The 26558-nt window shown below is 50.2% G+C and carries 19 protein-coding genes; 17 read left to right on the top strand and 2 right to left on the bottom strand.

Annotated elements, in window-relative coordinates:
• Nucleotides 1-16: 16 nt before the first annotated feature.
• Nucleotides 17-826, top strand: a complete 810-nt coding sequence (gene nadE, locus V8F51_RS01625; RefSeq protein ID WP_337098285.1) for an ammonia-dependent NAD(+) synthetase — start codon at nt 17-19, stop codon at nt 824-826.
• Between the two features lie 78 nt (nt 827-904).
• Here the strand turns inward: nadE and V8F51_RS01620 are convergent, their stop codons facing one another.
• Nucleotides 905-2044, bottom strand: a complete 1140-nt coding sequence (locus V8F51_RS01620; protein WP_337098284.1) for an SGNH/GDSL hydrolase family protein — start codon at nt 2042-2044, stop codon at nt 905-907.
• Between the two features lie 176 nt (nt 2045-2220).
• Between V8F51_RS01620 and V8F51_RS01615 the strand changes: the two genes are divergently transcribed.
• The 5 genes from V8F51_RS01615 to V8F51_RS01595 all read left to right on the top strand — a co-directional run bounded on the left by V8F51_RS01615 (nt 2221) and on the right by V8F51_RS01595 (nt 9310).
• Nucleotides 2221-5229, top strand: coding sequence for an EAL domain-containing protein (locus V8F51_RS01615; RefSeq protein WP_337098283.1), 3009 nt, complete (start codon nt 2221-2223; stop codon nt 5227-5229).
• A gap of 128 nt (nt 5230-5357) precedes the next feature.
• On the top strand, nt 5358-6443 hold the full coding sequence (locus V8F51_RS01610; RefSeq protein WP_337098282.1) for a DUF4198 domain-containing protein: 1086 nt from the start codon (nt 5358-5360) through the stop codon (nt 6441-6443).
• A 14-nt stretch (nt 6444-6457) separates the two neighbouring features.
• A complete protein-coding gene (locus V8F51_RS01605) occupies nt 6458-8566 on the top strand; it encodes a copper resistance CopC/CopD family protein (RefSeq protein ID WP_337098281.1) in 2109 nt (702 codons plus the stop codon).
• Between the two features lie 52 nt (nt 8567-8618).
• Nucleotides 8619-9011, top strand: a complete 393-nt coding sequence (acpS, locus tag V8F51_RS01600; RefSeq protein ID WP_337098280.1) for a holo-ACP synthase — start codon at nt 8619-8621, stop codon at nt 9009-9011.
• 68 nt (nt 9012-9079) lie between these two features.
• Nucleotides 9080-9310: a hypothetical protein gene (locus V8F51_RS01595; protein WP_337098279.1), complete on the top strand. Its 231-nt coding sequence runs from the start codon at nt 9080-9082 to the stop codon at nt 9308-9310.
• A 308-nt stretch (nt 9311-9618) separates the two neighbouring features.
• Here V8F51_RS01595 and V8F51_RS01590 read toward each other — a convergent pair whose 3' ends face one another.
• On the bottom strand, nt 9619-9969 hold the full coding sequence (locus V8F51_RS01590; RefSeq protein WP_337098278.1) for a c-type cytochrome: 351 nt from the start codon (nt 9967-9969) through the stop codon (nt 9619-9621).
• Between the two features lie 210 nt (nt 9970-10179).
• Here V8F51_RS01590 and V8F51_RS01585 point away from each other — a divergent pair, with 210 nt between their 5' ends.
• From V8F51_RS01585 to V8F51_RS01535, 11 genes are all read left to right on the top strand, one after another.
• Entirely contained in the window at nt 10180-11073 is an 894-nt protein-coding gene (locus V8F51_RS01585; protein WP_337098277.1) for an AraC family transcriptional regulator, read from the top strand.
• A gap of 8 nt (nt 11074-11081) precedes the next feature.
• Nucleotides 11082-12365: an A/G-specific adenine glycosylase gene (gene mutY, locus V8F51_RS01580; protein WP_337098433.1), complete on the top strand. Its 1284-nt coding sequence runs from the start codon at nt 11082-11084 to the stop codon at nt 12363-12365.
• A 25-nt stretch (nt 12366-12390) separates the two neighbouring features.
• Nucleotides 12391-13026 (top strand): bifunctional 4-hydroxy-2-oxoglutarate aldolase/2-dehydro-3-deoxy-phosphogluconate aldolase, encoded by a 636-nt coding sequence (locus tag V8F51_RS01575; protein WP_337098276.1) that lies wholly within the window; start codon nt 12391-12393, stop codon nt 13024-13026.
• Between the two features lie 18 nt (nt 13027-13044).
• Nucleotides 13045-13989 carry an alpha/beta hydrolase gene (locus tag V8F51_RS01570; RefSeq protein WP_337098275.1) on the top strand — a complete coding sequence of 315 codons (945 nt, stop codon included), beginning with the start codon at nt 13045-13047 and terminating at the stop codon, nt 13987-13989.
• A gap of 613 nt (nt 13990-14602) precedes the next feature.
• Nucleotides 14603-16372, top strand: coding sequence for a sensor histidine kinase (locus V8F51_RS01565; RefSeq protein WP_337098274.1), 1770 nt, complete (start codon nt 14603-14605; stop codon nt 16370-16372).
• Nucleotides 16347-17978, top strand: coding sequence for a response regulator (locus V8F51_RS01560; RefSeq protein WP_337098273.1), 1632 nt, complete (start codon nt 16347-16349; stop codon nt 17976-17978). Before V8F51_RS01565 ends, V8F51_RS01560 begins: the two co-directional genes overlap by 26 nt.
• 29 nt (nt 17979-18007) lie before the next feature.
• Entirely contained in the window at nt 18008-19663 is a 1656-nt protein-coding gene (locus V8F51_RS01555) for a hypothetical protein (RefSeq protein ID WP_337098272.1), read from the top strand.
• 139 nt (nt 19664-19802) lie between these two features.
• Nucleotides 19803-21500 carry an extracellular solute-binding protein gene (locus tag V8F51_RS01550; RefSeq protein ID WP_337098271.1) on the top strand — a complete coding sequence of 566 codons (1698 nt, stop codon included), beginning with the start codon at nt 19803-19805 and terminating at the stop codon, nt 21498-21500.
• A gap of 95 nt (nt 21501-21595) precedes the next feature.
• On the top strand, nt 21596-22501 hold the full coding sequence (locus V8F51_RS01545) for an ABC transporter permease (protein ID WP_337098432.1): 906 nt from the start codon (nt 21596-21598) through the stop codon (nt 22499-22501).
• A gap of 14 nt (nt 22502-22515) precedes the next feature.
• On the top strand, nt 22516-23400 hold the full coding sequence (locus V8F51_RS01540; RefSeq protein WP_337098270.1) for a carbohydrate ABC transporter permease: 885 nt from the start codon (nt 22516-22518) through the stop codon (nt 23398-23400).
• Nucleotides 23401-23436: 36 nt separating this feature from the next.
• On the top strand, nt 23437-26535 hold the full coding sequence (locus V8F51_RS01535; protein WP_337098269.1) for a glycosyl hydrolase: 3099 nt from the start codon (nt 23437-23439) through the stop codon (nt 26533-26535).
• Nucleotides 26536-26558 lie beyond the last annotated feature (23 nt).

The raw sequence follows: 26558 nt of genomic DNA, 5'->3' as shown, positions 1-26558 counted from the left end.
AACGGAGACGATACTTATGAGCTTGCAGCGCGAAATCATTGAACGTCTTGGCGTAAAGCCGGAAATTGAGCCGGAAGCGGAAATCCGTAAACGGGTCGACTTCCTGAAGCAATACGTCAAGCAATCGGGAACAACAGGCTTGCTGATCGCGATCAGTGGCGGCATTGACAGCGCAGTAGCGGCAGGACTGTGCAAACGCGCCACCGACGAGCTCAGCGAGGAGTCGGGCCAAGAATACATTACGCTCGGCGTCTTCCAGCCGTATAGTGACCAAGCGGATATTCACGACAGCTACGCCGTAGCGGAAGCTTTCGGGCTTACGCATAAGGTGGAGACGAATATCGGCGAAGCGGTTGACGAGATCGCGCTCGAAGTCGAGCATGGCTTCAAGTCGCTGGGCATTCACCGTCATCTTAGCCGCGGCGGCAAAGGCAATGTGAAAGCAAGAACGCGCATGGTTATGCAATACGCGCTTGCATTCGATATGAATTTGCTAGTCGTTGGCACCGACCATGCTTCGGAGGCTATCACCGGCTTCTATACGAAGTGGGGCGATGGAGCTGTAGACGTTACGCCGCTTAGCTCGCTGAACAAGCGCCAGGTTCGTTCGCTGGCATCGCATCTCGGCGTACCGCAAAGCGTCCTCGACAAGGCGCCGACCGCAGGTCTATGGGACGGCCAGACCGACGAAGACGAGCTTGGCATTAAGTACGATGAGAACAGCGCATACCTCGAGGGCAAGGAAATTAGCGAAGAGGCGCGCGAGAAGCTTGAGAAGCAATATTTGAAAACCGAGCATAAACGGTCGCCTATTCCAGGCATCTAATTTGGTTGCAGCATATAGAGAGAAGGCAGCAGAAAACGCTATTCTAGCGTTTCTTGCTGCCTTCTTTCTCATTGTAAGCTATATGCGATACCAAGCTAGAAAGGCTTCAGCGATGTCCGCTCCCGCTCTGCCGTTCGGATGAGGGTCATTGCCAGGACTCATATATTCGTCCTTGAGCTTGTTCTCATGAGGAGCAGCCTGCCCAAGCACCTTCGCGATATCGAACACGCGCTCCACGCGCGACGGCGCTTGCTGCCTGATCCATTCATTAACGGTCCGCCACACTTCTTCATGAGCGCCTTCGAAGTTGAAGGCCGGCAGGGTGAAGAGAATGAGTCTTGTATCGTGATTAGCAGCTTTCAATTGCTCGATAATTGAGGTTAGGTCGCCAATTAATTGCTCTGCGCTGCGATTGCCCGTGCCAATGTCGTTGACGCCAAGACATATCGCGACCTCATTCCCCTGCTTTGCTTTAGATAGCCACGGGCTTTCCGGGGTAAGATCATAGGCGCGGGCCCAACCGCTGCCGATATTCCACACGCCGATGGATGGCGCCAAACCCTCCGCGATTCGAGCCGACCAGAACGAGTAGCCGTCCTTTTCCGTACGTACGCCTTGCGTAATGGAATCGCCGAGAAACACGAGACGCTTATCCGTCGCCCGTTCGTAAGCGATCATGGATGGCAACACCTGCCGATTGCCGGCGGGCAAGAATCCTTCCGCGCTATGTTGCGCCGCAAGATTGCCGGCAGCTTCATAAGCAGAGGCTAGCAGCGTCTCTGTATTGTAAGGAATACCGTCCTCTGGACCGTTCGCTGCAATCGCCCATGTAAATACAAGCGAATGCCCCTCAGGAATGAATAGGTCTACCGGATCGCTCCAGAAGCGCTCGCCTGGCAGCACCTGCTTCGAAGCGTCGCCATTGAAGGTGATCGTGTGAAGGCTGCCAGTTTGAGCTGCACCGCCTTGGTGCAGGCCGCCATCGCCGATCGTACAGCTCTCGATTCGCCAAGCGCCGCCTTCATCGGAAGCCTTGGATTCAGCGCCGTCTGACCAAGTGGAATCAACGGCGTTGCTATGCCATAATTTCAAGCGAAGCGCGCCATGCTCGCGCGGCTTCACAAAGGTTCGGAAAGTAATCGTTGTCTCGCCGGCCGGTCTGTACATAAAGTTGGCTGCAGACGACAAGGCAGTAACGGATGTATAAGTACGGGTCACGCTGTTCAACTCCTAGAGTCATTATAACTGCTGCTAACTCAAACTATCATTTTTCGAATGTTATGTCACTATTACAGTTATAACCCATACATTCCCAAATTACGGGTAGCGCTTTCATAGTTGAAATGATATGATTCGGTTACATACATCATTCGACATTAAGGGAGCTGTTATCGATGCAACGTAAACCAACAATTGGATTATTGACGTCCTTCCTAGGCGGCAATTACCTTGGTGAAATGATGAATTCGATCCAAAGGGCAGCTTTACAAAATAAAACAAGATTGGTTGCTATTCGAACAGCGGGTAAAAAATTCGATTGTCCGATTGCGCTTGACTACGTGGACGGCTGGATTATATTGAACAATGCCGCTACAGACTCCTATATACAGCAATTGTCGAATGAATGGAGCAAGCCGATTGTAGGCGTAGCGAAGGATCTTGGCGTGCTGAATGTGAATGGACAAACGGTGATCTGCGACAATGAAGGCGGGATTATGGCCGCGGTGCGGCATTTGCATGAGCATGGTCACCGTTCCATCGGATTCGTGGGCCATCTGTCGCTGGACGATATGAAGTATCGATTGAATGGTTATAAGAAGGGGCTTGAAGCATGCGGGCTGCGCTTTGATCCGCATTTCGTAATCGATCCGGACGATTTGAGCGTAGACGGAGGCAGGCGGGCAGCGGAGCAGATTGCCCAAGCGGGATTTCCCTTCCGCGCCGTGGTTGTCTGCACCGATATGATGGCGATTGGCATGATTAAGCGGTTCGAGGAGCTTGGTGTTCGCATTCCCGAGGATATGGCGATAATCGGCTTCGATAACACGATTGCAGCTAGATCGCAGCGAAGCGGACTTTCCAGTATAGATCAGAATATTGCGCATAAAGGCCAGATTGCGGTCGAATTGCTGCTGCGCCAAATTAACAATCCAGCGGGTTCCATTCCGTCATCCGTCCATCGGATTGAGTGCACGCTTATTGCACGCGGCACATGCGGCTGTTCAACGCATCTTGAGCGGGAAACGACGACGAAGCAGATCCTTGAAGATCACCGCGATGATAAAAAAAGAGTAACGCAGCTAGGCGTTCACTATGAATTCAATAAATTTATTCTTAATTACAACATTAAGCAGCTGAAAAACTTATCTTGGGCGCTAGCGCCGCATTTCCAGTGGGGCTGTCTGGGGAAATGGAACTTTGATGCTTCTCCCGGGGAACATGTATCGTTAAGCGAGCTCTATCATTTCCAGCGCGATGAGCAGCGGCTGCATGCCGGCAGCATGCCGGTAGAGAGCTTCCCGCCTCTTAAGCTTATCGAAAGCATTCAGAAGGAAGAAGACAGCGAGATGATCTATATCATCCCTTATCGGACTGAACCGGACAACTGGAGCGTGCTTGCGGCAGGCACGCGGCTCTCTGATACGGTAGAGAATATGGACGATTATATGTCAGTCGTTCATTATCTGGACCTTATTGGGAATACGCTCGATAAGCAGGCTCTGCTTGACGAGGTCAGAGAGCAGGGCATGCAATATCGCCAAATTGCCGAGCAGCTTGAGATCGTGTCGAGAACGACTAACGATGGCATTTGGGAATGGGATCTAGTAACGGGAGAAGTAGCATGGAACCAGCGTTTCTATGACTTGCTGCAGCGCGCGGACGCGCGGACACTGGATTATTTTGTACATAGTGAGGACGAGGCCTATTATAAGCTGGCGCTACGCGCTCATATTAACGAGCATATTCCCTTCTCCGTTGACGTGCGGCTCCGCAAGCATTCGGGAGAATATGTATGGACTGCGATATCGGGTGAAGCTTTATATGACTCCAGTGGCACTGCGATTCGTATGGTTGGTTCGGTTAGAGATATTACGGAACGAAAGCAGTCAGAGGAAAAAATGAGGTTCTTAGCTTATCACGACACGTTGACGGGATTGATGAACCGACGCCGTTTCTTCGAGGAAGTGTCGTTAGCGGCGGCGCATCCCGATCAGCCGTTCGCGCTTATCGTTCTTGATTTGGATCATTTCAAAAAAATGAACGACAGCTTCGGCCATCAGATGGGTGACCGTCTGCTCCAGCTTGTCGCTGATGGACTAAGGGAGCTTGTGCGGGAGGGGAATCATATTGCTAGATTCGGCGGCGATGAGTTCGTGGTTCTCCACCGCTTCCGGCATATAGACGAGATCGAGTCGTTCATTTGCGCATTTGCGACCTATTTGTCTGCGCTCATATTCGATGAAGGCGTTAATCTGACCATTTCAGCAAGCGCAGGCATTAGCTTGTTCCCGCGCGACGGGACGGATGCGGATTCGCTGTTCAAGAAAGCGGATATTGCGATGTACCATGTGAAGCAATCGGGCAAAAATCATTTTGAAATTTTCTCGGAGCAGATGATTGAGCAAAGAATGTGGCGGCTTAATCTGGAGAACGAGCTGAAGCAGGCGGTGCTTGGCGATGAGTTCGTGCTGCATTACCAGCCGCAGATCGATATGGAGACAGGCCAGCTTTATGGCTTCGAGGCGCTGCTGCGCTGGAACTCTCCGACGCTTGGATGTATCTCGCCGATGACGTTCATTCCGCTGGCCGAGGAGACGGGGCTTATCGTTCCGATTGGCGAATGGGTGCTGCGAGAAGCCTGCTCACAGAACGCCAAATGGCTTGCAGCCGGGCATCGGCCGCTCAAGCTGTCGGTGAACATATCCGGACGCCAGCTTAAGCAGGCTGATTTCATCGAGTCCGTGAAGTCTATCGTCAATGAGACAAGGATGGATCCGAACTATTTATGCTTCGAAATAACGGAAAGCACCGTCATCGACGATCTTGATTACACGATCTCTTTGTTAAGAGAGCTGGAGAGCATCGGCATTCAGATTGCGATGGACGATTTCGGAACGGGTTATTCATCGTTATCGATGATTAGGAAGCTGCCGCTTAACAGCTTGAAGATCGACAAATCCTTTATTCAAGAATTATCCTGCGATCGCCAAGATATCGATATTGTGAAAGCTATCATCTCGATCTCGAATAGTCTTAATCTGCGAATTGTCGCCGAAGGAGTCGAGCAAGCTGAGCAATATAAGCTGCTTCAGGAGCTAGGATGCCACTACATGCAAGGCTTCTATATTAGCCAGCCGTTGCCGGCCGATCAGCTTGAGTCATTTCTTTACTCCCGCACATAGCAAGCTAGAGGTTTGTTCTTGTTCATACATCGTTCACAAGCGTATAGCCCGAACGAGTCATGCGCCTATCGACCTTCGTTGATACAATTTGGACATCAAATCCAAATCGACGGAGGTTGTTTTATTTTATGAAGAAAACATTGCGTTTCAGAAAAAAACTTGCAGGCGCGGCTCTCGCTGCCGTATTAACGCTCGGAGCGGCCGTTCCCGTCTTCGCGCATGACGGTTGGTCGCAGACGAACACGCCAATCGTCGCGCCGGGACAAGTATCCTATGTCGAACTTATGCTTGGCAATCACTCGAACGATCATAAAAGCTACCGCATTGCCGGTCAGTGGAGTCCGGATACGACAAAGGTGTTCGTAACGACACCGGCTGGCGTTAAGTCCGACATTACAGGTACGCGCTTCTATACAGGGGAAGCGGCAACGGAGACAGAGCCGGCAGTGAACAATTATTTTGTCACTTCATTTAAGTCGAATGTGCCGGGAGCCTATATTGTTTCTGCTGAAGGTGATACTATATTCGCTCATGGCGGCGTTGCCAGCCGAACGCTGCGAAGCGCCAAGTCGTTCGTAGCGGTTGGCGATATTCCGGTCGCCGAGCGGGTGAAGTCGTTGACAGGGTTCTCTAAGCAGGTTAGTCCGGATCGCGCGGAGCTTGTTCCGCAATTTAATCCGGCCGCCGTTGCCCCTTCGGAGCAGGTGTCCGTGCAATTATTGCTGAAAGGCAAGCCGCTGGCGGATACGGCCGTTGATCTTATTCGCCGCAGCAACTCGGAATCGCTGGAATTGACGACCGACGCTAAGGGGATTGTGACGTTCACGACGGGAGCGGCGGACTATTACTTGCTTCGCGCTAAGCCTGTTACAACAGAAGGCAAGGAAGGCGAGTACACGAGCACGAACTATGAAGCGACGATGACGTTCACGGTTCAGAATCGTTCACCGAAGCTGCCGGGAACAGCAGCGTCCGCCGCGCCGCATCTTTATGTGAACGGCAATGCAGTGACTGATGGGACAGCAGCCTCCGTAACGGTGAAGAAAGGCACAACAATGGTCGATGCATCGTTCATCCGCCAATACGTGAACGCTTCGTTCAAGGGCAATGGACTTGTTGCGCTGCGCGGCTCTGTTGAAGGGGCTGGAGCAATCGTTGAATATTTCCCGGCAGTCGGAGATAATCGTGCAGCTATTGCGATCTATACGAAGTAATGGTTCGAAAAGCGATGATTAAACGACTTAGTGTTATAACGATAACGATTTGGTTCATGTGGGCATGCTTGCCGAGCTTCGTCTCGGCGCATGCCTATCTTTCGCATTCGACGCCGCTGCAGGATGCGGAGCTGCAAGCTTCTCCAGAGGCGATTAAGCTTACGTTCACGGAGAAAATCGATTCGAAGCTTAGCAGCGTCACGCTTACGAAAGCAAGCGATGGCAGCAGCATAGCAGGCAAGCTGAGCGCAGACGGAGAAATGACGCTTGTCAATACGATACCAAAGCTGGAAAGCGGCGAGTATAAGGTAGTGTGGCAAGTGTTGTCGCTCGATACGCATATTACGGACGGTTCGTTCCGCTTCGCGATCGGCGGCAAGCTGACGCAGACGAAGCCGGATGAGACGGCTTCGCTTGATGGCGGCGGGCAAGCTGGAGCGGGGAATGGGCAAGGCAGTACGGATGGCGGCGGTGAGAAGCCTTCAGCCAGCAGCAAGCCGTTGCCGACTGCGAAGCCAAAGCCTACGCCTAGCGACACGATAGACAAAGACGTGGGCGTTTCGGCTAAGCCGTCTGCAACGTCTCCGCCAAAACAAAACGACAATACGAGCGTTGGCTCGGCGGAGGCGGACGGTCAGGAGACAGGTTCAGCGATAGCGACTGGGACACCGCAGGCGAATGGTGATACGAACAGTGAACCAACTAGTACGCCGCCAAGCAGCGAACCGACGGCCCCCTTAACTTCAACGAGTTCCGCGGAAGCCGACACTTCGGAAATCGAGCAAGAGATGCTGGGAACGGACACGGAGGATGGCGATGGCGAGCATAACCATGCGGGCGGTCAGAAGCTAATGTCAGCGCTTCGGGTTGCGGATGTGCTTGTGTCCGCTATACTTGCGGCGCTGCTCTTCTTCCGCTACTGCATATGGAGAGATTACGCGGAGGATGCTCCTCCCGGTTTCACTCTGCGAGCAGAACGGATCGTGATGGCCGTTGCCGTTGCCGTGTGGCTGGCTACGGGAATATGGAGGCTGACGATGCTTTCGAACGATCTTGGCGGTATCCCGATCGGACAGATTGCTAACGGAACGATGGTTGGCAAGATTGCCGTTCTCCGTCCCCTGGCGGCAGTGCTCTTGCTGCTGCTTGCATTCGCTCCCGTTCGCGAGCAGCGCTTCGCGAATATCGTGAAAGCCGCGGCAGCGGCGGCGACCATAGTTACGTTCCCGCTGACGAGCCATGCATATGCAGAACTGACGGACGCCGGTTTGGCAATCCTTGCGCACGCGGTTCATATGGGATCGGCCGCTATCTGGCTTGGCGGTCTCGCCGGACTTGCCGCGCTTACTTATCGAAGGCAGGCGGCAGCTCCATTGAAGATCTCTGCAGAGCGATTCGCGGCTTGGGCTTTGCCAAGCATGATGCTTATCATAGTGAGCGGTGTATGGCTGTCCGTTAAGCAGCTCGATTCTTGGAAGCAGCTTATTACTGAAGATTACGGCAACCTTATCCTAATCAAATCGGGCTTACTGCTGCTTGTGCTAGTCCTTGCAGCGCTGCACCGCCTCGTCTTCATGCCGAAGCTGGCGCAGGCGGAGGAAGCGGGGGGAGGCAAAGCGGCGACAGCTTTGAGAGGGCTGCTGATCGGCGTCCGAATTGAAATTTTGCTAGCGGTAGCTTTGTTCCTATTAGCTGGAATGCTCTCGACAACTTCCCCGCCATCCGCAGCGGCAGAGCAATCAGCAGGTATCCCTTTGTATTGGCATGTGATGGGGGAGCAAGCTCATATGACGCTGCGAATCGACGAGGACAGCGACTCCAGCTCGAGCAGTCAGAAGGCGATCCTATATTTATGGCTGCCGGAAGACAGCGGGCCTCCAAGTAAGATTAACGTATCGACTGCGCCGCAGTCGGATGGAGAACCGAATTCACAACAGCTTCAAACCATTCCGTTCGAGCCGCAGCCCGCTGATTCGGATGCCGATTCGTATCCCGGCTTTGTGAAATATACGTATAAGGCAACCGGAGCTTTAATCGACGTTTCGGTCAACAACGTGATTACGGTGGATGTAATAGACGGATTAGGCCATTCTATTCATTTTGAGCGAGAGACAAGTTCTTGACTTCCCTACCTGCATCTGCTAATCTCACCATCATATAAAGGCAGGTGTGAGGATGATCATTGGCATTGGACATGATCTAACGGATATAGGTCGAGTTAAGCAAATAATGAACGGACGAACCGGCGCGAAATTCGTAGAGCGCGTACTCACGGAGGAAGAACGGGAGCTGTCGGCGGGTTATTCGGGGGAACGGCTGGAGCAGTTCACGGCTGGCAGATTCGCGGCCAAAGAAGCGGTGGTGAAGGCGCTAGGCTGCGGAATAGGCCGGGCGGTAGGTTTTACCGATATGACGATTGGTAGAGACGGTTGCGGCAAGCCTGCATGCGTATTATCGGAACAGGCTTGGAGACGTCTCGGTTTGTCGGCAGCAAATATTCGCATTCATGTGACGATTACGCATGAGCGGACGCTTGCTTCGGCTTTCGCGGTGGTGGAACGCATATAGCTGTAACCTTTTGCCCATACTTGGAATGTAATATACCAAGCTTATGCGGTGAGAGGGAGTTGACGGCGATGAGAGAAGATCGGCAGCAGAAAACAAAGCGCAGATTCAAGACCGGACAATGGGTTCAATATGATGGGCTTTATTCCGACGATTGGGGCGGCGATCTTGTGTTGATGCAGGGCGAGCTGTTTCCTTCGCATCCGCAGATGGGCGATACGAGCTGGACCTACACAGGTCCGTCAGTGCTCGACTACGGCGGCAAAGCTCCGAAGCTGAACGGACATCACATCGGATACTAGTCATGAGAGAGTGTTGATTCATTCGTTTAAGCTGAATTTATTTACTAGCCTTTTGAGAGTGGATTTTGTGCAGTCAAAAGGCTAGTAACGAGACGATATCAGAGTTTGATTGGAAATTATACAGTCAAATGGACGTGGGAAAGCTACTGAGGGCAAGAATGCCGGATTTGACTGTATGTTTTCCACGCAAAAGTCGCTTGCCAGGCTATTGGGCCTGATTAGACTGTATGAAATACAGGCATGAAGAGGCTTGGCACGAGTGCCAAGCCTCTTTTTTGATATACAGCCGTTTACGCTTGCCGTATCAGCTATTTCTTACCCGCCAGCCATTCCGCCAACCCGTTGATTTCCTCCGCGGTTAGTCTCTCCTTGAACGGCGGCATTGAGCCTTCGCCTTCTTCGATCTGGTTTACAATATCGGCTGCTTCCATTCGAGCGCCAACTTGCTGCAGGTTCGTCACCGGCCCCATGCGTCCTTGCAGCTCGGTGCCATGGCAGCTGACGCAATTCGCTTTGTAGACAGCTGCGACCTTAGGCGGCGCATCTCGAAGGCCGGCTCCTTTATCATCCCCGCCTCCGCAAGCTGCCAGTGCAAGCGGCAAGGCTGCTGCAACAGCTATTTTACATAGGATAGCGATCCTTTGAAGTTGTTTACTCATGCTGTGTATCCCCTCTCTATACTTTCCAATTGCCAATACGTTAACATTCATATGCATTTATTGCGTAAATCCGTATAATAGATAGGTAGTCTTTCAGCTATATCTAAAAATATACCAAAGTATAAACATCTTATACATACTTTACTGCCAAAATCATTTGCCCGTTCTTTTCTCTCCGGGTTATTTGCGGTATAGACAACAGGAGATACAATGAACCCGACAATCGCAACCATTATGCAAAATCAATTAAACCGCATTCATGCCGACGTGCTTATGACGGCTTATTCCACGAGCAACGTAGGATGGTGTCAGAACAACACAGAGCCTGACTTCTACCGCTTCTGCTATATAGATAAGGGCGAGGGTTGGCTGGAGATGGATTCGATCAGCTATAGCGCGACGCCCGGTAAGCTGTTTCTGATGCCGGCCGGCAAGGTGCAATCGTTCGGGACGAAGGGCGACGAGTCGTTCGGACGTTATTGGTGCCATTATCGTCTGGATCCGGCGGATATGCAGTTCATTGAATTGCAGCAATTGCCTGCCTATATAGAGATTAAGGATGACGAGTATGTGCAGCAATTGTTCATGAAGCTCATCCAGCTCCAAACGACGCAAGGCGTGACTCGCGAGCTTAGGATGAAGTCGGTATTGCTGGAGCTTCTCGCCTTATATTTCGAGGAGAGCTACAGCCAGAAGGAGCAGCAGAGCGAAGCGAGCTCCGATATCAAATGGAATGAAGTCGTGGCTTACATTGAGGAGCATTTGGACCGCAACATTCAGATAGAAGAGCTGGCTAAGGTTGCTTTCCTGCATCCAAACTATTTTATTACCTCGTTCAAAAATATGATGGGGTGCTCGCCGATTCAATATGTGACGAATCGCCGGTTGGCGCTTGCGAAGCAGCTGCTTGCCGAGACGGCAGAGCCGATCGCCGAGGTTGCCCGTCAAGTAGGGATGCAAAATCATTATTTGTCCCGACTTTTTAAACGGTACACAGGCATTTCGCCTATTCAATATCGCCGTATTGCAAAGTCAAGCGCATCTGGCAAGTCCGCTGCGGAGCAGCAGCACATTACACATCATGAAAAGGGGGATTTAAGTTAATGACAGAAATGGAGCAAGCAAGTTCATATTTCAGCCGCGAGCTGCTCGTCTGGTATCGTCGTCAGAAGCGCGATCTGCCGTGGCGTCAGAACCGCAATCCTTACCGGATATGGGTGTCCGAAATTATGCTGCAGCAGACGCGGGTGGATACGGTTATTCCATATTACAACCGGTTCATGGACAAGTTCCCCACCGCTGAGGCGCTGGCTTCAGCACCTGAGGAAGAGGTTCTGAAGTGCTGGGAAGGACTTGGCTATTATTCGCGTGCGCGCAATTTGCAGGCTGGAGCTAGAGAGGTCGTTCAAAAGTACGGAGGCGTTGTGCCTGATGACAAAACAGCGGTAGCCGGACTGAAGGGTGTCGGTCCGTATACAAGCGGGGCAATCATGAGCATCGCGTTCAACCGCCCCGAGCCGGCGGTAGACGGCAACGTTATGAGGGTGCTGTCGCGCTACTTCTGCTTGGAGGATGACATTGCGAAGCCAGCCACGAGAGTATCCATCGAGAAGCTGGCGGTATCGCTTATTCCCGAAGGAGCTGCCGGCGACTTTAATCAGGCGTTAATGGAGCTTGGTGCGCTCGTCTGCACGCCGAAGTCGCCAGGCTGTCTGACCTGTCCGGTGATGGAGCATTGCAAGGGCAGGCTGGAAGGCCGCGAAGGCGAATTGCCGATTAAGACGAAGGCTAAGCCTCCGCGACCAGAGCAACGCGTTGCCGCAATCGTGCTCGGAAGCGGGTCGAATGCGGGCAAGGTGCTCGTAAGAAGACGTCCGGATACTGGACTGCTGGCGCAAATGTGGGAGCTTCCGCATCTGCTGCTATCCAAGGACAAGGCAGGGCTGCTGAACGATGGCATGCCGAAGGAGCAGGAGGCGCTGGCCGCCGAGCTTGGCGGAATGCTGCTGGTTGAGACCGGGCTGCTCATTCGCCCGCGCCGCTGGTTCATGGATGCCGATCACGTATTCAGCCATATACATTGGAAGATGCGCGTATACTTGACCGACTTGGGCGGAGAAGGCCTAACCGCCGATACGGCGGAGGCTTACGGCATTGCTGCCGAAGCGGCAAGCGGGTATATGGATCAAGAGGGCCTGGCTTCAGCATTCGGTAATGGTACTGCCGGTACAGGAAGCGGTATAGCCTCAGAAGTCTCTCAAGCCTACGCTTATACAGCCCAGGCTGTAGCCGAGCAGGAGCTGCCAAAGGAATATGCATGGATTGGGCCGGAGGATATGGATATACTTCCGTTCCCGAACTTGTTTTTGCGGATTTTGCGTGAATTTTGGGAATAGATGAATAGAGAGCGGAGGAACAAGGATGAGCGAAATGCTTGATTTGCTGCTTAAGCACAAAATTGTGGCTATATTAAGAGGGATTGAGAATAAACACGCGGATAATGCGGCGCAAGCTTTGATCGACGGCGGCATTCATATGATGGAAATTACGATGAATACGGACGGAGCGGCAGCGATGATCGAACGGTGGCGGCACAAGTTCGATGGCAAGGCGGCTGTAGGCGCTGGAACGGTGCTTGACGTGGAGCTTGCGAAGCTAGCCGTTGACGCCGGTGCGCAATTCATCATTTCTCCCAACCTGGACGAGGAAGTCATCGCCTTCGGACGCGAGCGCGGCATCTCTGTTTGGCCCGGCGTCATGACGCCGACGGAAATCGTGAAGGCGGTGAAGGCCGGCGCAGAGGCGGTTAAGCTGTTCCCGATGGGAACGCTCGGAGTCGGCTATTTAAAAGAAATCCGCGGTCCTTTGGATTCAGTTCCGATTATGGCGACAGGCGGAGTGGATCTGCATAACATCGCCGAATACTTCAAAGCCGGAGCGAATGCGGTTGGGATGGGGGGCAAGCTAATCAATCTGGAATGGGTTCGAGAAGGCAAGTTCGATCAAGTGACGGAACGTGCGAAGCTGTTGGCGGACGCCGTTCGTCAGTTGGATTAATAGGCGGAGGCCATACGTATGGGAGCCGAAGTATGGATTGTCATTGTAGTTGTTATTGTTTTGGCGTTGGCGGTTTTCGTTATTTGGAGCATTGGCGCGAAGAGCCAACAGCCGCGCAAGCTGGCGAATGCAGAGTCGCCTGATGTGGCGACGAAATGGCAGCCGTTATCGTTCGTCAGCGGAGGCTCGCGCATCGAAGGCTGGCTGCTGCAGCCGACTACGCTAAGCAAGTCAGGCGAAGCAGGATTGCCGGTCGTTATTGTGGCACACGGCTGGGGCTCTAACCGGACGCGCGTGCTGCGTTATACGAGGCCGCTATATCAAGCGGGCTTCGCTGTATTCATGTACGATGCGCGCAGCCACGGTAACAGCGAATCGATCAAGGCGCCGTCGGCGCTTATGTTCCGCGACGACATGCTGGCGGCTATCGCCGCGGCGAAGGGAACGCCGGGTCTCGACGCCGAGCGCCTAGCTGTACTTGGCCATTCGCTTGGCGGTTTTGGCGCGCTGCTTGCATTGGATCATGGCGCGGATGTATGCGCCGTCGTGACCGATTCAATGCCCGTACGCTTCGATACGATGCTGAAGGCCGAGCTCAGAAGAAAGAAGATGCCGATCTTCCCGCTCGCATATGCGATACCTTCGATTTGGCTTATTCGCGCAGGCATTTCGAGGCAGCAGTTCAAGGAAGCCGACATTAAAACCGTACTAGAGAAGCATGCGGGGGACAGTTCAGCCACGGCCGGCACAACGAAAGGCATGAAAATGAAAACCCCGGTGCTTATGATTCATTCGGAGGGCGATGATTTCATCCGTTCGGAAGACCTGAAGCAATTACAGCGCGAACTGCCGGCGGGTACCATCGAGACATTGTTCGTGCAGTCAAACGGACATAGCGCCTCCGAGCAGGACCCTGCTTTCTGGCACGCTGTGTTGCCTTTCTTAGATGCCAACACAAAGTGATTCGTAAAAATAGATCTAACCAATAACCGTCTTCGTAACTTTTCACAGGTTACGTTAGGCGGTTTTTTACATCTTAATCTTTCCGAAGCAGCTGAGCTTGCTTACTTAAGCGGGGTTTTACATCCTACTCTTCGACTGTGAGAAATATTGAACGGCTTGCGTGGTTTACGTGGAGAAATAAGATGTGTTTTTCATAATAACCCTCGTGAATTGATTCATGGAGCTTGAAATAAGCCGTATTTTCAATCCTATTCCTATGATAACGAGGCATACTAAAAAAAGACGCCTGCGGCACGAAGCCGCAGGCTACAAGAGATAATATATAATAAGGGGGGTCATGGGATAAGTATATAGGCGCAAGATGAAAGCTACCTGAGAGAAATATTACAGTTTGATTACAATAGGTTATTTAAATTAATAAGATCTAGCTAGTATTAGTGGATAATGCTCCGTCGAGGACTGCAAGCTCGTCCATGATATGCAAATTTTTAAAACTACTGTGCCATTTAATACATCGGTAAAGTGAAAGGGAAGTCGGATTTGTCCCATTGTTACGCAAATTAACAGAAGGGTATAATAAAACATTACAATGTGTCTATGAATGGGGATGGCAATGAAGCTTACACATCGCATTTGGCAATCATCGATTTATAAACGTTTGTTTATAGCCTTCATTGCAGCGACGATTCCGATCTATATTCTTGCGGGAATATTATATAGTTGGGCGTCCAGCCTGCTTAGGAAAGATATCGTGGACTCCGCCGAAACCCAGTCCGAGAACTACATAAGTGAGCTTAACGGTACTCTGGACCGCTTTAATTCACTCCAATATGACATGCTAAACGATACGTATCTGATTCAATTGGTGAATGCGTACGACATTCTAGAGCCCTATCGCAAAATCGAATTGATTCATTTTTTACGGGCAAAACTTGTGTCCATCCGGAATAGCAGCGACTTGATCGTAGACACACGACTGTATCTGTCAAAAATCGGAATAGAAATTTCGGCTGTCGATGGTTATGGCTTGATGGAGGAGAACAAGGTTACTCCTGCGAAGCTTAATGATCCCTATAACGTTATTTCGTATAACGATAGTCTGCTTATCGTCGCATATCCCCTTGAGAGTGAATTTATTGAAACTCCTGAAATTATCGTTGAAATCGAATTAAGATCTAGCGAATTGAAGCGGGGGGTTCAAGCGGCATTAGAAAAAGAATTTACGGGTGCGCTCGTTCTTGGACTGGGCAGCAATGCCGAAAATATAATAGTCGTTGCGGGCGATAAACTAAAGCAACCGATTGAGGAGCATTATGGAAACCTGGCACAGTTCGAGCCAGACTCATCAAACAAGCTGCCCCTTGCCGATCTGGGAAAAGACTATATCTTCGTTCACTCGGCTTTGACGGAGAGCCATTTATATGTGGATCACTATTTGTACAAGCCTACGATGTTTCGGACGATTTCAGAATACATTAAGTGGTTCTGGCTGTTCTTTGGGGTTACCATCGTAATGGTTGCGCTCTATCTGTACTATATCAACAGAGTGATTAATAAACCGATGGTGAAGCTTGTTCGTGCCTTTAAGCGAGTGGAGGAAGGTAATTTCGAGCTTAATATCCGCCATGACAAGGCTGACGAATTCGGATATTTATATGAACGATTCAATGAAATGCTTATCAATATGAAGGTATCCATCGATGAGGTGTACAATCAGCAGATTCATCGGCAAAATGCGGAGTTAAAACAACTCCAATCACAGATTAACCCGCATTTTCTCTATAATTGTTTATTCAGTATTATCCGACTTATTAAGATGCAGAAAGACGAGGAAGCTGTACAGTTCACGAATCAGCTCGCCAAGTATTTTCAATTCATCACACGCAATAAGAGAGATACGGTGCCGCTTGAGAATGAAGCTTCGCACGCTCGCAATTATGTAATGCTCCAGCTTGCAAGATTCTCGGACAGGGTGTCCGTCGAGTTTGGTGAAGTGCCAGACAGCCTCAAGCCATTATCGGTCCCCCGTCTTATTATCCAACCATTAGTGGAAAATGCATTCGTGCATGGTTTAGAAAACGTGACGGAAGGCGGTATGCTCAGAGTAAGTTTTCTGGATGAAATGGAAAGAGCCGTCGTTGTTGTGGAAGATAGTGGGGAAGACGGTGAGAATGGGTTGGCGAAGCTGTATGCTCTTCTATCGGGTGACCAAGAAGCTCAGGAGATTACAGGGATTTTGAACGTGCATAAGAGATTACAATATAGCTACGGACTGGGAAGCGGATTGCGGGTCAGCAGAAGTGAGCTTGGAGGCATAAAAATAGAATTGATCATCGAGCGGGAAGGTGCGATGGCTGATGTATCGAATGTTAATCGTGGATGACGAAAAGCTTCTGCTTGACGGTTTGCACGAACTATTTCAGGAAAATGAAGGCCACCGGCTTGAGCTATACAAGGCATCCAGCGGGCTGGAAGCGATCAGGGCCATGTCGGAGAAGCGCATCGACATCTTGCTGTCGGATATAAAGATGCCCAAGATGTCGGGCTTGGAGCTCGGAGACCGGGTCAAGCAAAGCTGGCCGGAGTGCAGGCTTATCTTTCTAACGGGCTTCGACGAATTTGATTATGTACATCACGCGATTAAGAACGGGGCCGAAAACTATATACTGAAGTCCGAGGGAGACGAAGCGATAGTTGAGGCGGTTCGCAAAACGATAGCGGAGCTCGAGGAGCAGCAGAAGATGGAGATGCTGATCAAGCAAGCACGAGAGATCCAGCGGCAGCAAGCGGGTCATCATCGCGCGCTGTTCTTATCCGACCTGCTGGAGGGATTACAGCCCCAAGAAGAGCTCACTTCGCATACTTTGGAGAGACTCGGAATCCGACTTGCTATCGACCGACCGTTCATCATGGCGGTTGCTAGAATGGATTTGGCCACGACTGCTATAAGACTGCCTGAAAAGGAGATATTGTTCACGGCTCTTCACTCTATATGTGTTCGTTTTCTGTCCTCTTATGTAGATTACGCAGATGTTATTTATAATCGGGAGTATTATGTGCTGTTCATCCAGGCTCGCGAGAACGCCTTTCAAACGCAGGACAGGCTTATAACCTTTCTGCAAGGTTCGATTGAAACGATCCAGCAAACGGCAGAGAAATCTACGGGACACACATTCTCGTTTGCGCTTATGGATAAGTTCATAGAATGGGGTGACACATCCAAACAGTTCACGATCCTCAAAGCATTCTTGTCCCGTTATTATGATGCGAAGCAAATTATCATAACGGACAAAAATTTGCCGTTCATGGCCAAGCAGGATGAGGAAGATGTACGAGGATTCATCGAGGTGTTCCACAAACGAGCTAATGCGCTGGAGACTTACATCGAATCGGGACGAAAGGAAGAAGTGCAGTCGATCCTAAGGGAACTCGAATCCTACGCAAAGTGGGAGGCAATCGACGAGTTGAGGTATATGGAAATGTATTGTTCGGTCGCACTGCGGCTTCTGACGGCTGCTAATAAGTTCGGATTGGACCGTGACTCAGCTGCCGCTCTTCATATTGCTAAGCTTCTCCAGCCTGCGACCTTTCACTCGCGCAAGGAAAGCATAGCGACGCTTGAGCACATCGTTAATTTATTCGATCATTATCATGCGGCTCAGTCTTCCAAAATGAGGGGAGACGTGCTGGGGAAAATCATTTATTATATCGAAACCCATTTGGATGGCGACCTTTCCGTAACGAACCTAGCGGAGCAGGTATACCTGAATCCGGATTATTTATCTAGAATGTTCAAGCAATCGAAGGGCATTACGATATCCGAATATATCGCCGCCTTGAAGGTTCAAAGAGCCAAAGAAATGCTTTCTGAGCCGCAAAGACTCGTGCAGGATATTGCCAAAGCGCTTGGCTTTACGTCTGCCGGTTATTTCAGTCGCTTCTTCAAGAAGGAAACGGGGCAGACACCGCAGGAATTTCGGACAGCATAAGGAGGGGGACGGCTTTGAGGGGGCTAAAAATGGCACGACGAAGCATGAAGGCTGCCTCCATACTTCTTGCGGCATGTATACTGGCCTCATGCGCCGGCCAGACGGGCGATTCCGGCGTGGCGGGAGACCAAGCAAGCGTTCCGCCTGATAGTCGCGGAAGTGTGGTGATGACGACCGGAGTCGGGATCGGAGACGTCATGTCAGACTTTACCGAAGAGAAGTGGGAGGATAGCGTATGGTTACGCGCTTATCGGGACGAATTGGGCATTGATATGAAAGCTGCTTGGTATGCGAAGGGAAAGGAAGCGATCACGCAAAAGGTGAGCGTTGCGATCGCGTCCGGCAAAATTCCCGATTTGTTGGCCGTTAACAGTGAACAATTATCCTCGATCTCGAAAACGAACTTGTATACGGATCTGACGAGCATATATGAAAACTTTGCGACACCGCTGACCAAGTCGATTTTGAATGAGGACGACAAGCGTTCGCTCGCATCCGCTACGTTTGACGGAAAGCTTATAGCGATTCCAGGGCTTAACTCCGCTATTGACGGAGCATCATTCATGTGGATTCGCCAAGATTGGCTCGACAAGCTCGGGTTGAAAGTACCGGAAACGGCGAGCGAGCTGGAAGAGGCCATGAGAGCTTTTGAGAACCGAGACCCGGATGGCAACGGCAAGGCAGATACGATCGGTCTCGTCCTGAGCAAAGATTTTTTGAATCAAGGCTTGGCGGAAGCTATCGGTTTGTTTAACGCTTTTGACGCTTATCCGAAAATTTGGGTCAAAGACAAAAGCGGGAATCTAGCCTACGGAAGCGTTCAGCCAGAAGTGAAAGATGCGCTCGTTTTTTTAAACCGCTTATATAAGGAAGGTTTCATTGAGACCGATTTTGCAGCGATGGACACACATACGGCAGCAGAACTTGCGGCGAATGGAAGGGGGGGCATCGTATTCGGAGCGATGTGGAACGGCATGTATCCGCTGCAAGGAACGAAGGATAGATTCAAGGATTCTGACTGGAGGGCCTATCCTATAGTGTCCAAGGATGAACAACGCGCTCATCCGCAAATTAAGCTGAATGTGGAGCAATATTACGTCGTTCGAAGCGGCTACGAGCATCCGGAAGCTTTAATAAAGCTAATAAACTTTTGGACGGAGCTCAACTACGGAGATGCTGGGCAAGATAGGTACAATCGTTTTCTTGGTCTGCCTCCGGCTCCCGGACATCATTATGCTGTAGCCAAAGTATGGAAATCAAATAAAAACCTGCAAGCTTATTTGGATATTAAAGACGCTCTCGAGACGGGAGCGCTATCCAAGCTGAACGCCGAGGAAAAAGGCTACTACGACAATATTCTCAAATATAGCGCGGGCGATGATTCTTTTGCCCAATATGAGAAGGTATTTGGCAAGACAGGTTCATACTCTGTCATGAACGATTATGTACAACGTGACTTATTCAAAATGGACGAGTTTTACGGCGCTTCAACGGAAGCGATGAGGTCTCGTTTACTGACGATTGATCAGATGATCTCCGAATATTACACAAAAGTGATTATGGGGACAGAGCCTCTTGACCAATTCGATGCTTTCGTCGCCAATCTTGGCCAGATCGGGCTTGATGAAATAACGAAGGAAGTTAATTTGTGGAAAGAAACAGACCGTGCAATACTCTCCAAATGAAGGATATGGAGCTGCACGGTCTGTTTTTTTTGTGAAAGTCGGCAGAGTGCAAGGATTCTCGGAATTGTGAAATCGTTTTCTTCTCCTTGGGACGATAAGCTTATTTTGTAAGACATTTAGAACGACAGGGGGAACAAGCATGACAAATAACAAAAATAAAGTACTTACATCAGCTGCGGCAACGCTTCTGAGCATCTCGCTTCTGGCGGGGTGCAGCTCTAACAGCGGCAACAATTCACCTAACGGGCAGCCAGGCGGGAGCGGAAATAATGGCTCGAATGCAGCAACCGAGGCTCCGGTTGATCCGACAGCCAAGTTCGATCCGCCTGTTGAATTGACAGTTGGCGTATCGATCGGCGATCCAATCGCTGATGGATTTACCGAAGAGAACTGGGAAAACAGCGAATGGATTAAAGCTTATAAGGAAGAGCTTGGCATTATCATTAAGCCTCTATGGTATACGAAAGGCGCAGACGCTTCGAAGCAGAAGATGAGCGTTGCCATTGCTTCCGGCGACATTCCCGATCTGATCGGCGTCAGTCAGGAACAACTGGCATCATTGTCCAAAACGAATCTATACGCGGACTTAACGGACGTATACGAGAAATTCTCGACCCCATTGACGAAGCAGATTATTACGGAGGAAGGCAATACAGCGCTCGAATCGGCAACCTTCGGAGGCAAGCTGATTGCGATTCCGGGAACGAACTCCGCGATCGACGGCGCGTCCTTCCTTTGGGCTAGGCAGGATTGGCTCGATAAGTTGAGTGTTCCGGTTCCGAAGACTACGGACGAGCTGTATAACGTAATGAAAGCAATCGTAGAGCAGGATCCTGACGGCAATGGCAAGAAGGATACGGTCGGCCTCATGCTGAGCAAAGACTTCCTTTCTCCTGGCGTTGCCGAAGCGATCGGCCTATTCAACGCATTCGATGCTTACCCGAAAGCGTGGGTTCGCGGCGCGGATGGCAAGCTCGTATACGGCAGTGCGCAACCGGAAGTAAAGGACGCCCTTGCGTATTTGAACAAACTATACAAAGAAGGCTTGATTGAGAAGGACTTCGGCGCCAAGGATTCAGGCAAAGCAGCCGAGTTAGCCGCCGCTGGACTTGTCGGTTTTAACTTCGGCGCGATGTGGAACGGCATGTACCCGATGCAGCAAACGAAGGACAATTTCCCGGATTCCAACTGGATGGCCTATCCGATTGTTTCCAAGGACGATCAATATGCCAATCCGCAAATCAAGCTAAACGTGGAAAACTATTTTGTCATGCGCAAAGGCTATGAACATCCTGAAGCGATTGTGAAGCTAATCAACTTCTGGACGGAGTTGAACTACGGCGATACGACGCAAGAGGAATTCGATAAGTTCTTAGGACCGGCACCTGCTCCAGGCCATCATTATGCAGTCGCAAAGGCATGGAAGGCACAGAAAAACTTGCAAGCCCATCTTAAGGTAACGGAGGCATTCAAGACAGGCGATGCGTCTAAGCTGAATGCCGAAGAAAAAGGGTATTACGATAACATCCAAAAATACAAAGACGGCGACAATGCCAATGCGCAATTCGAAAAGGTATTCGGTGAAACAGGCTCCTTCAAGTACATGAACGAGTATGTGAACAATAACCTGTTCAAGATGGATGAATTTTATGGGGCTTCTACAGACGCTATGAAAAACCGTCTGAAAACGATCGAACAGGCTGTGATCGAGTTCTACACGAAAGTCATTATGGGCTCTGACTCCATCGACAACTTCGATAAATTCGTCACCCAGCTGAACAAGCTCGGACTTGAAGATGTTACGAAGGAAGTCAACGATTGGGACGCGGCTAAGTAATGACTAGAAATAATTAATGTAGTAATCAGAAAAGGAGGGACCTCGGTCGTCCCTCCTTGTTCTATATAAATACGGATGGAGCGTGCATGATGGAGATGAAAGGGACCCGCAAACGTCGGTTTTCTACTGGAGCTTATCATATGATGCTGCTGCCGGCGGTCATCCTGGTGCTTATTTACAGCTATGGGCCGATCGTAGGCATCGTCATCGCTTTTCAAGATTTTATTCCTTCAAGCGGCTGGTTCGGCTCGGATTGGATTGGCTTTGACAACTTTAAGTACGTATTTGGCATGCCGGATACGATGCAGGTGATTGGCAATACGCTATTAATTTCATTAATGAAAATGGTCGTCGGTATCGTGTTCCCTCTTGGACTGGCGATATTGCTTAACGAAGTGAAAAGCGCAGTGTTTAAGAGAACCGTTCAAACCGTCGTCTACATGCCTTATTTTATTTCGTGGATTATTTTATCCGGCATTCTGATTGATATATTGTCGCCTTCGGGAGGCATCATTAACAATCTATTGCAATTTTTAGGATTCGAACCGATTTACTTCCTCGGAAGCGGCCCTTGGTTCCGCTTTGTCATCGTCGCTTCGCATATCTGGAAGGAACTCGGCTTCGATACGATTGTTTATTTGGCGGCTATTCTTAGCATCGATAAATCGTTGTATGAAGCTGCCGCGCTTGACGGTGCGGGGCATATGAAGCAAATGTGGCATATTACGCTTCCAGGCATGAGGCCTATTATTGTGCTGCTCAGCGTCCTAAGTCTTGGAAATATTTTGAATGCGGGCTTCGACCAAGTATTCAATTTATATAGTCCTCAAGTCTATTCCAGTGCGGATATTCTGGATACCTACGTATATCGGATTGGCATGGAGCAAATGCAATACGGCGTAGCGACAGCTGTCGGGTTGTTCAAGTCGTTCGTATCCTTTGTCTTTATTTGTACATCCTACTTGCTCGCATACAGGCTCGCCAACTATAGGATTTTCTAAGGAGGTAACACTTAATGATCGAACGGCGCACGCCTTCCCGGCTACTATTTCTGTATGCCAATTATGTTTTTCTTACTCTATTCGCGTTAACCTGCTTGTTCCCGATTATTCATATGGCGGCAATGTCGCTGAGCAACAATGCGGCCGTTACGGCCGGATGGGTCACCGTATGGCCCATCGGATTTAATCTGGACTCCTATAAATATATTTTCAGCAACCATATTTTTATGAACACGGTAGGCGTATCCTTTCAAAGGCTAATTCTTGGCGTCCTTCTTAGCTTGTCGCTGACTGTTCTCGCAGCATATCCGCTGTCCAAATCGAATTTAAAGTTTCGCTCGAGATCCGTTTATTCGTGGTTTTTTGTCGTGACGATGATCTTCAACGGAGGACTTATTCCGACCTTTATGGTCGTCAAGGAAACAGGATTAATGGATTCGATCTGGGCCCTAGTGTTACCGTCGGCGGTTAATGTCTTTAATATCGTGCTCATGCTTAATTTCTTCCGCACGCAGCCGGCCGAGCTGGAGGAATCGGCGCAAATGGACGGAGCAGGCACATGGAGAACGCTTTGGAGCATTTACTTGCCGATATCCAAGCCGTCTTTGGCTACGATTGCGCTGTTCACGATTATTTTTCACTGGAATTCTTGGTTTGACGGCATGATCTATATGAACTCGCCATCCCATTATCCGCTGCAGACTTATCTGCGCACCGTTATCGTGGCCAGGGACTTAACGAATATGAATGCTAACGATCTGTCGCTGATTGCCAATATTTCTAACCGGACTGTCTTGGCTGCTCAGTTGTTCGTATCGATGCTGCCGGTCTTGTGCATCTATCCTTTCTTGCAAAAATACTTCGTTAAAGGCCTTGTATTAGGAAGCGTGAAGGGGTAGTCGACTAATACGAACTTGAAATCAGAGAGGTGTCCGATGAATCGAAATCGAAACCAGTTAAAACAATCATTCTTAGATCCGGGAATCCCATTCCGCCCTGTTCCGTTCTGGGCTTGGAATGATGATTTGAAGCAGGAGGAGTTGGACCGTCAGATCGACGGCTTCAAGGAACAGGGCATGGGCGGATTTATGATGCATGTGCGCGAGGGATTGGAAACCCCTTATCTGAGCGATGAATTCATGGAGCGTATCAAGGACAGCGTGGCCAAGGCGAAGGATGTCGGCATGAAAGCATGGCTGTACGACGAAGATCGTTATTCCTCCGGCATGGGCGGCGGCTTGGTTCCGAAGGCGGGCGGGGATGCGGTACGCGCCAAGGCGCTGACGCTGAGTTTGAGCCCATCCATGGAACCGGGCGATACGCAGATCGTTGCCGCTTATAAGGCGGTTATTGAGGGAGATCAAATAACAGAGCTGACCCGGCTTAAGCCTGATAAAGGCGGAGAGAGGCTTTATGGAAATACCGAGACATACCTTGTGTTTCGGGTCCGGATTGCCGCTAAAAACGATTGGTGTCATGGCGATACGTATACGGATTTAATGAATCCGGAGACGGCAAGGCTGTTTATCGAGAAAAATTATGAGCCTTATCGGAAAGCGGTAGGGGAGGAATTCGGCAAAACCGTACCTGGCATATTCACTGACGAACCGACGGTTAAAGGATTTTCCGAACGGCTGGATGAGCCGGAACTGACGTGGATCGCTTGGAGCGAGGTATTTGCAAGCGAGTTTGAACGGAGAAGGGGCTATTCGATCTGGGAGCTGCTTCCTTTCTTTTTCTTTGGAGGGGAAGCTTCTGCTCAAATACGGCATGATTACTGGTTAACGGTCGCGGAGACGTTCAGCGAATCGTATACGAAACAGATTGGAGAATGGTGCAGAGAACAAGGCATACAGCTCACCGGTCATTTTCACTCCGAAGGCAGCATCGTCGGACAGATCCAGCATAGCGGATCCTTGATGCTGCATTATCGGTATATGGATATACCAGGCATTGATACGCTGTGCGAGCAGACGGCCGAACATTTGACGATTAAGCAAGTTTCCAGCATAGCCAATCAACTGGGGAAGAAACGGGTCATTACCGAGACGTACGGCGTAACGGGCTGGGATCTGACCTTCGAGAACAGGAGGTGGATTGGCGATTGGCAATATGCGCTTGGAGTCAACTTGTTGACTCATCACCTCTCCTGGTATTCGCTCAGAGGTTGTCGCAAGCGCGATTACCCGCCATCCTTCAACTATCATACGAATTGGTGGAACCATGACCGGAAGATGGAGGATTATTACGCAAGGCTCAGCGCGGTGCTGAGCGAAGGCAAGCTTTCCCGCAATGTTCTCGTCATACATCCTTCCACTTCCGTGTGGACGAAGCTGGGACAAAGCGTCAATTCGGCTGCATGGAAAAACGACAGGGGTAACGAGACGCTGCTGACTGATTACGACAAGTCGTTCAACGCATTCGTTAATCGTCTAGTCGAGCTTCATATCGATTACGATCTGGGGGACGAGCTGGTTATGAAGGAGTTCGCGAGGGCTGATAAAGATCGGCTTATCGTAGGCGAGGCCATCTATGAAACTGTAATTCTTCCGTCTCTTCACAATCTGCTGTCCTCCACGCTTGAGGTGCTGCTCGCTTATATGGACGGAGGCGGCAAAATAGCAGCATTTGGGGTTATGCCTTCATTAGTCGATGGCCACTCGGCGAATCTTCATCGTTTGGAGGAACTGCTTGGACATAAAGGCTTTATCCGATTGCAGGATGCTGATGAGCTGGAAGATTTGCTGAACAGTGCTGCGTCAAGGGCGGTAAGCATTAAGGATGAGGCGGGCGTAGAAGCGAAGCCGTTTCTTCATATGCATCGTCAAATGGACGGCTGCACAGTTGCTTTTATCGTAAACAATGATAGGGATATTGGTCATCAAGTAGAGATTTGCCTCTCAGGCGGCCAATACTTGGAGGAATGGGACGCTTGGACGGGGAAAGTAATAAAACGATCCGTTCGTTTGAAAGAAGGCGGAGTTACGTTCAAAGAAAATTTTGGACCGGCGCAGTCCAAGATTTACGTTATAGGGAATGAACCGTCTGCCGATTATGAAAGCGAGCTTGTTTGCTCAGGCAATGAACAGGTAACGGAGCTTCTTAAGCCTGTTTCCTTCCAACGGACCGCGCCTAACGCGCTTATTCTCGATCAATGCCAGTATCGAATGAGGGAAGAGCATTGGTCTGAGCCAATGGAGGTATGGAGAGCCCAGCGGATCATTCGCGAGCAGCTCGGCATGCGCCAAGTATTGCATTCCGGCAATCTGCAGCGGTACTTTTGGATTCATGCGGAGCATCCCGGTAACGAGACCCCAGTGGAGCTGCGGTTTACGTTCGCTGTAGCCGAAGTACCTTCAAACGATACGTACTTCGTATTCGAGGATGCGCATCGCTTCTCGTTCGTGCTTAATGGAAAGCGAGTTCAGGCAGAGCCAGAGGGCTATTATTTGGATGCAAGCATGAAAACATTGAGGCTGCCTTCATTGCGTGAAGGTGTGAATACGCTTGATGTTCATATCGCGTACTGTAATGATATGGAGCTGGAGAACGGCTATATTATTGGAGATTTTGCAGTCGACTCTTATCGCAGAATTGTGAAAGAACCTAGCAATCTAACTTACGGAGACTGGCGTGGTCAAGGATATCCTTACTATTGCGGCAGCATGAATTATTGTTTCGAGCTTGATAAGGAAGCTATAGCTGGCAACGGATACAGTCTGGAGTTTGGCCGTTATGATGCGGTGCTGTTGGATGTCAAAGTGAACGGGGCGGCGTGCAAGACGATTCCGTGGCGAAGTGAAGCATCCGTGAATTTGGATCCGTTCTTAATGACGGCAGGCGATAATCAAGTCGTTGTAGAGGTCGTAGGCAGTCCACGGAATTTGTTTGGTCCGCTTCATCAGTTGGAGAACGATCCCAAATGGATGGATTGGTGGTCCTTCCATCCCGAGGACAATGATTATACGGCCGAGTATAGAGGCACGCCATACGGGTTAATGGAACCGGTAAGACTGCTTCGTTCCAACAAATAGCCGGATACTAATAGGACGAGGTG

Source organism: Paenibacillus sp. YIM B09110, from assembly GCF_037167145.1.
Classification (GTDB): domain Bacteria; phylum Bacillota; class Bacilli; order Paenibacillales; family Paenibacillaceae; genus Pristimantibacillus.
The sequence above is the reverse complement of the archived record's forward strand: the minus strand, read 5'-3'. Positions and strand labels throughout refer to the sequence as shown.

Excerpts from the sequence above, each read along its gene's own strand:
- V8F51_RS01555 (WP_337098272.1), top strand. The coding sequence starts at position 18,008 with ATGGCACGACGAAGCATGAAGGCTGCCTCCATACTTCTTGCGGCATGT.
- V8F51_RS01560 (WP_337098273.1), top strand. The coding sequence starts at position 16,347 with ATGTATCGAATGTTAATCGTGGATGACGAAAAGCTTCTGCTTGACGGT.
- V8F51_RS01535 (WP_337098269.1), top strand. The coding sequence starts at position 23,437 with ATGAATCGAAATCGAAACCAGTTAAAACAATCATTCTTAGATCCGGGA.
- mutY (WP_337098433.1), top strand. The coding sequence starts at position 11,082 with ATGGAGCAAGCAAGTTCATATTTCAGCCGCGAGCTGCTCGTCTGGTAT.
- V8F51_RS01545 (WP_337098432.1), top strand. The coding sequence starts at position 21,596 with ATGAAAGGGACCCGCAAACGTCGGTTTTCTACTGGAGCTTATCATATG.
- V8F51_RS01595 (WP_337098279.1), top strand. The coding sequence starts at position 9,080 with ATGAGAGAAGATCGGCAGCAGAAAACAAAGCGCAGATTCAAGACCGGA.
- V8F51_RS01540 (WP_337098270.1), top strand. The coding sequence starts at position 22,516 with ATGATCGAACGGCGCACGCCTTCCCGGCTACTATTTCTGTATGCCAAT.
- acpS (WP_337098280.1), top strand. The coding sequence starts at position 8,619 with ATGATCATTGGCATTGGACATGATCTAACGGATATAGGTCGAGTTAAG.
- V8F51_RS01570 (WP_337098275.1), top strand. The coding sequence starts at position 13,045 with ATGGGAGCCGAAGTATGGATTGTCATTGTAGTTGTTATTGTTTTGGCG.
- V8F51_RS01615 (WP_337098283.1), top strand. The coding sequence starts at position 2,221 with ATGCAACGTAAACCAACAATTGGATTATTGACGTCCTTCCTAGGCGGC.
- V8F51_RS01585 (WP_337098277.1), top strand. The coding sequence starts at position 10,180 with ATGAACCCGACAATCGCAACCATTATGCAAAATCAATTAAACCGCATT.
- nadE (WP_337098285.1), top strand. The coding sequence starts at position 17 with ATGAGCTTGCAGCGCGAAATCATTGAACGTCTTGGCGTAAAGCCGGAA.
- V8F51_RS01550 (WP_337098271.1), top strand. The coding sequence starts at position 19,803 with ATGACAAATAACAAAAATAAAGTACTTACATCAGCTGCGGCAACGCTT.
- V8F51_RS01590 (WP_337098278.1), bottom strand. The coding sequence starts at position 9,969 with ATGAGTAAACAACTTCAAAGGATCGCTATCCTATGTAAAATAGCTGTT.
- V8F51_RS01610 (WP_337098282.1), top strand. The coding sequence starts at position 5,358 with ATGAAGAAAACATTGCGTTTCAGAAAAAAACTTGCAGGCGCGGCTCTC.
- V8F51_RS01565 (WP_337098274.1), top strand. The coding sequence starts at position 14,603 with ATGAAGCTTACACATCGCATTTGGCAATCATCGATTTATAAACGTTTG.
- V8F51_RS01575 (WP_337098276.1), top strand. The coding sequence starts at position 12,391 with ATGAGCGAAATGCTTGATTTGCTGCTTAAGCACAAAATTGTGGCTATA.
- V8F51_RS01605 (WP_337098281.1), top strand. The coding sequence starts at position 6,458 with ATGATTAAACGACTTAGTGTTATAACGATAACGATTTGGTTCATGTGG.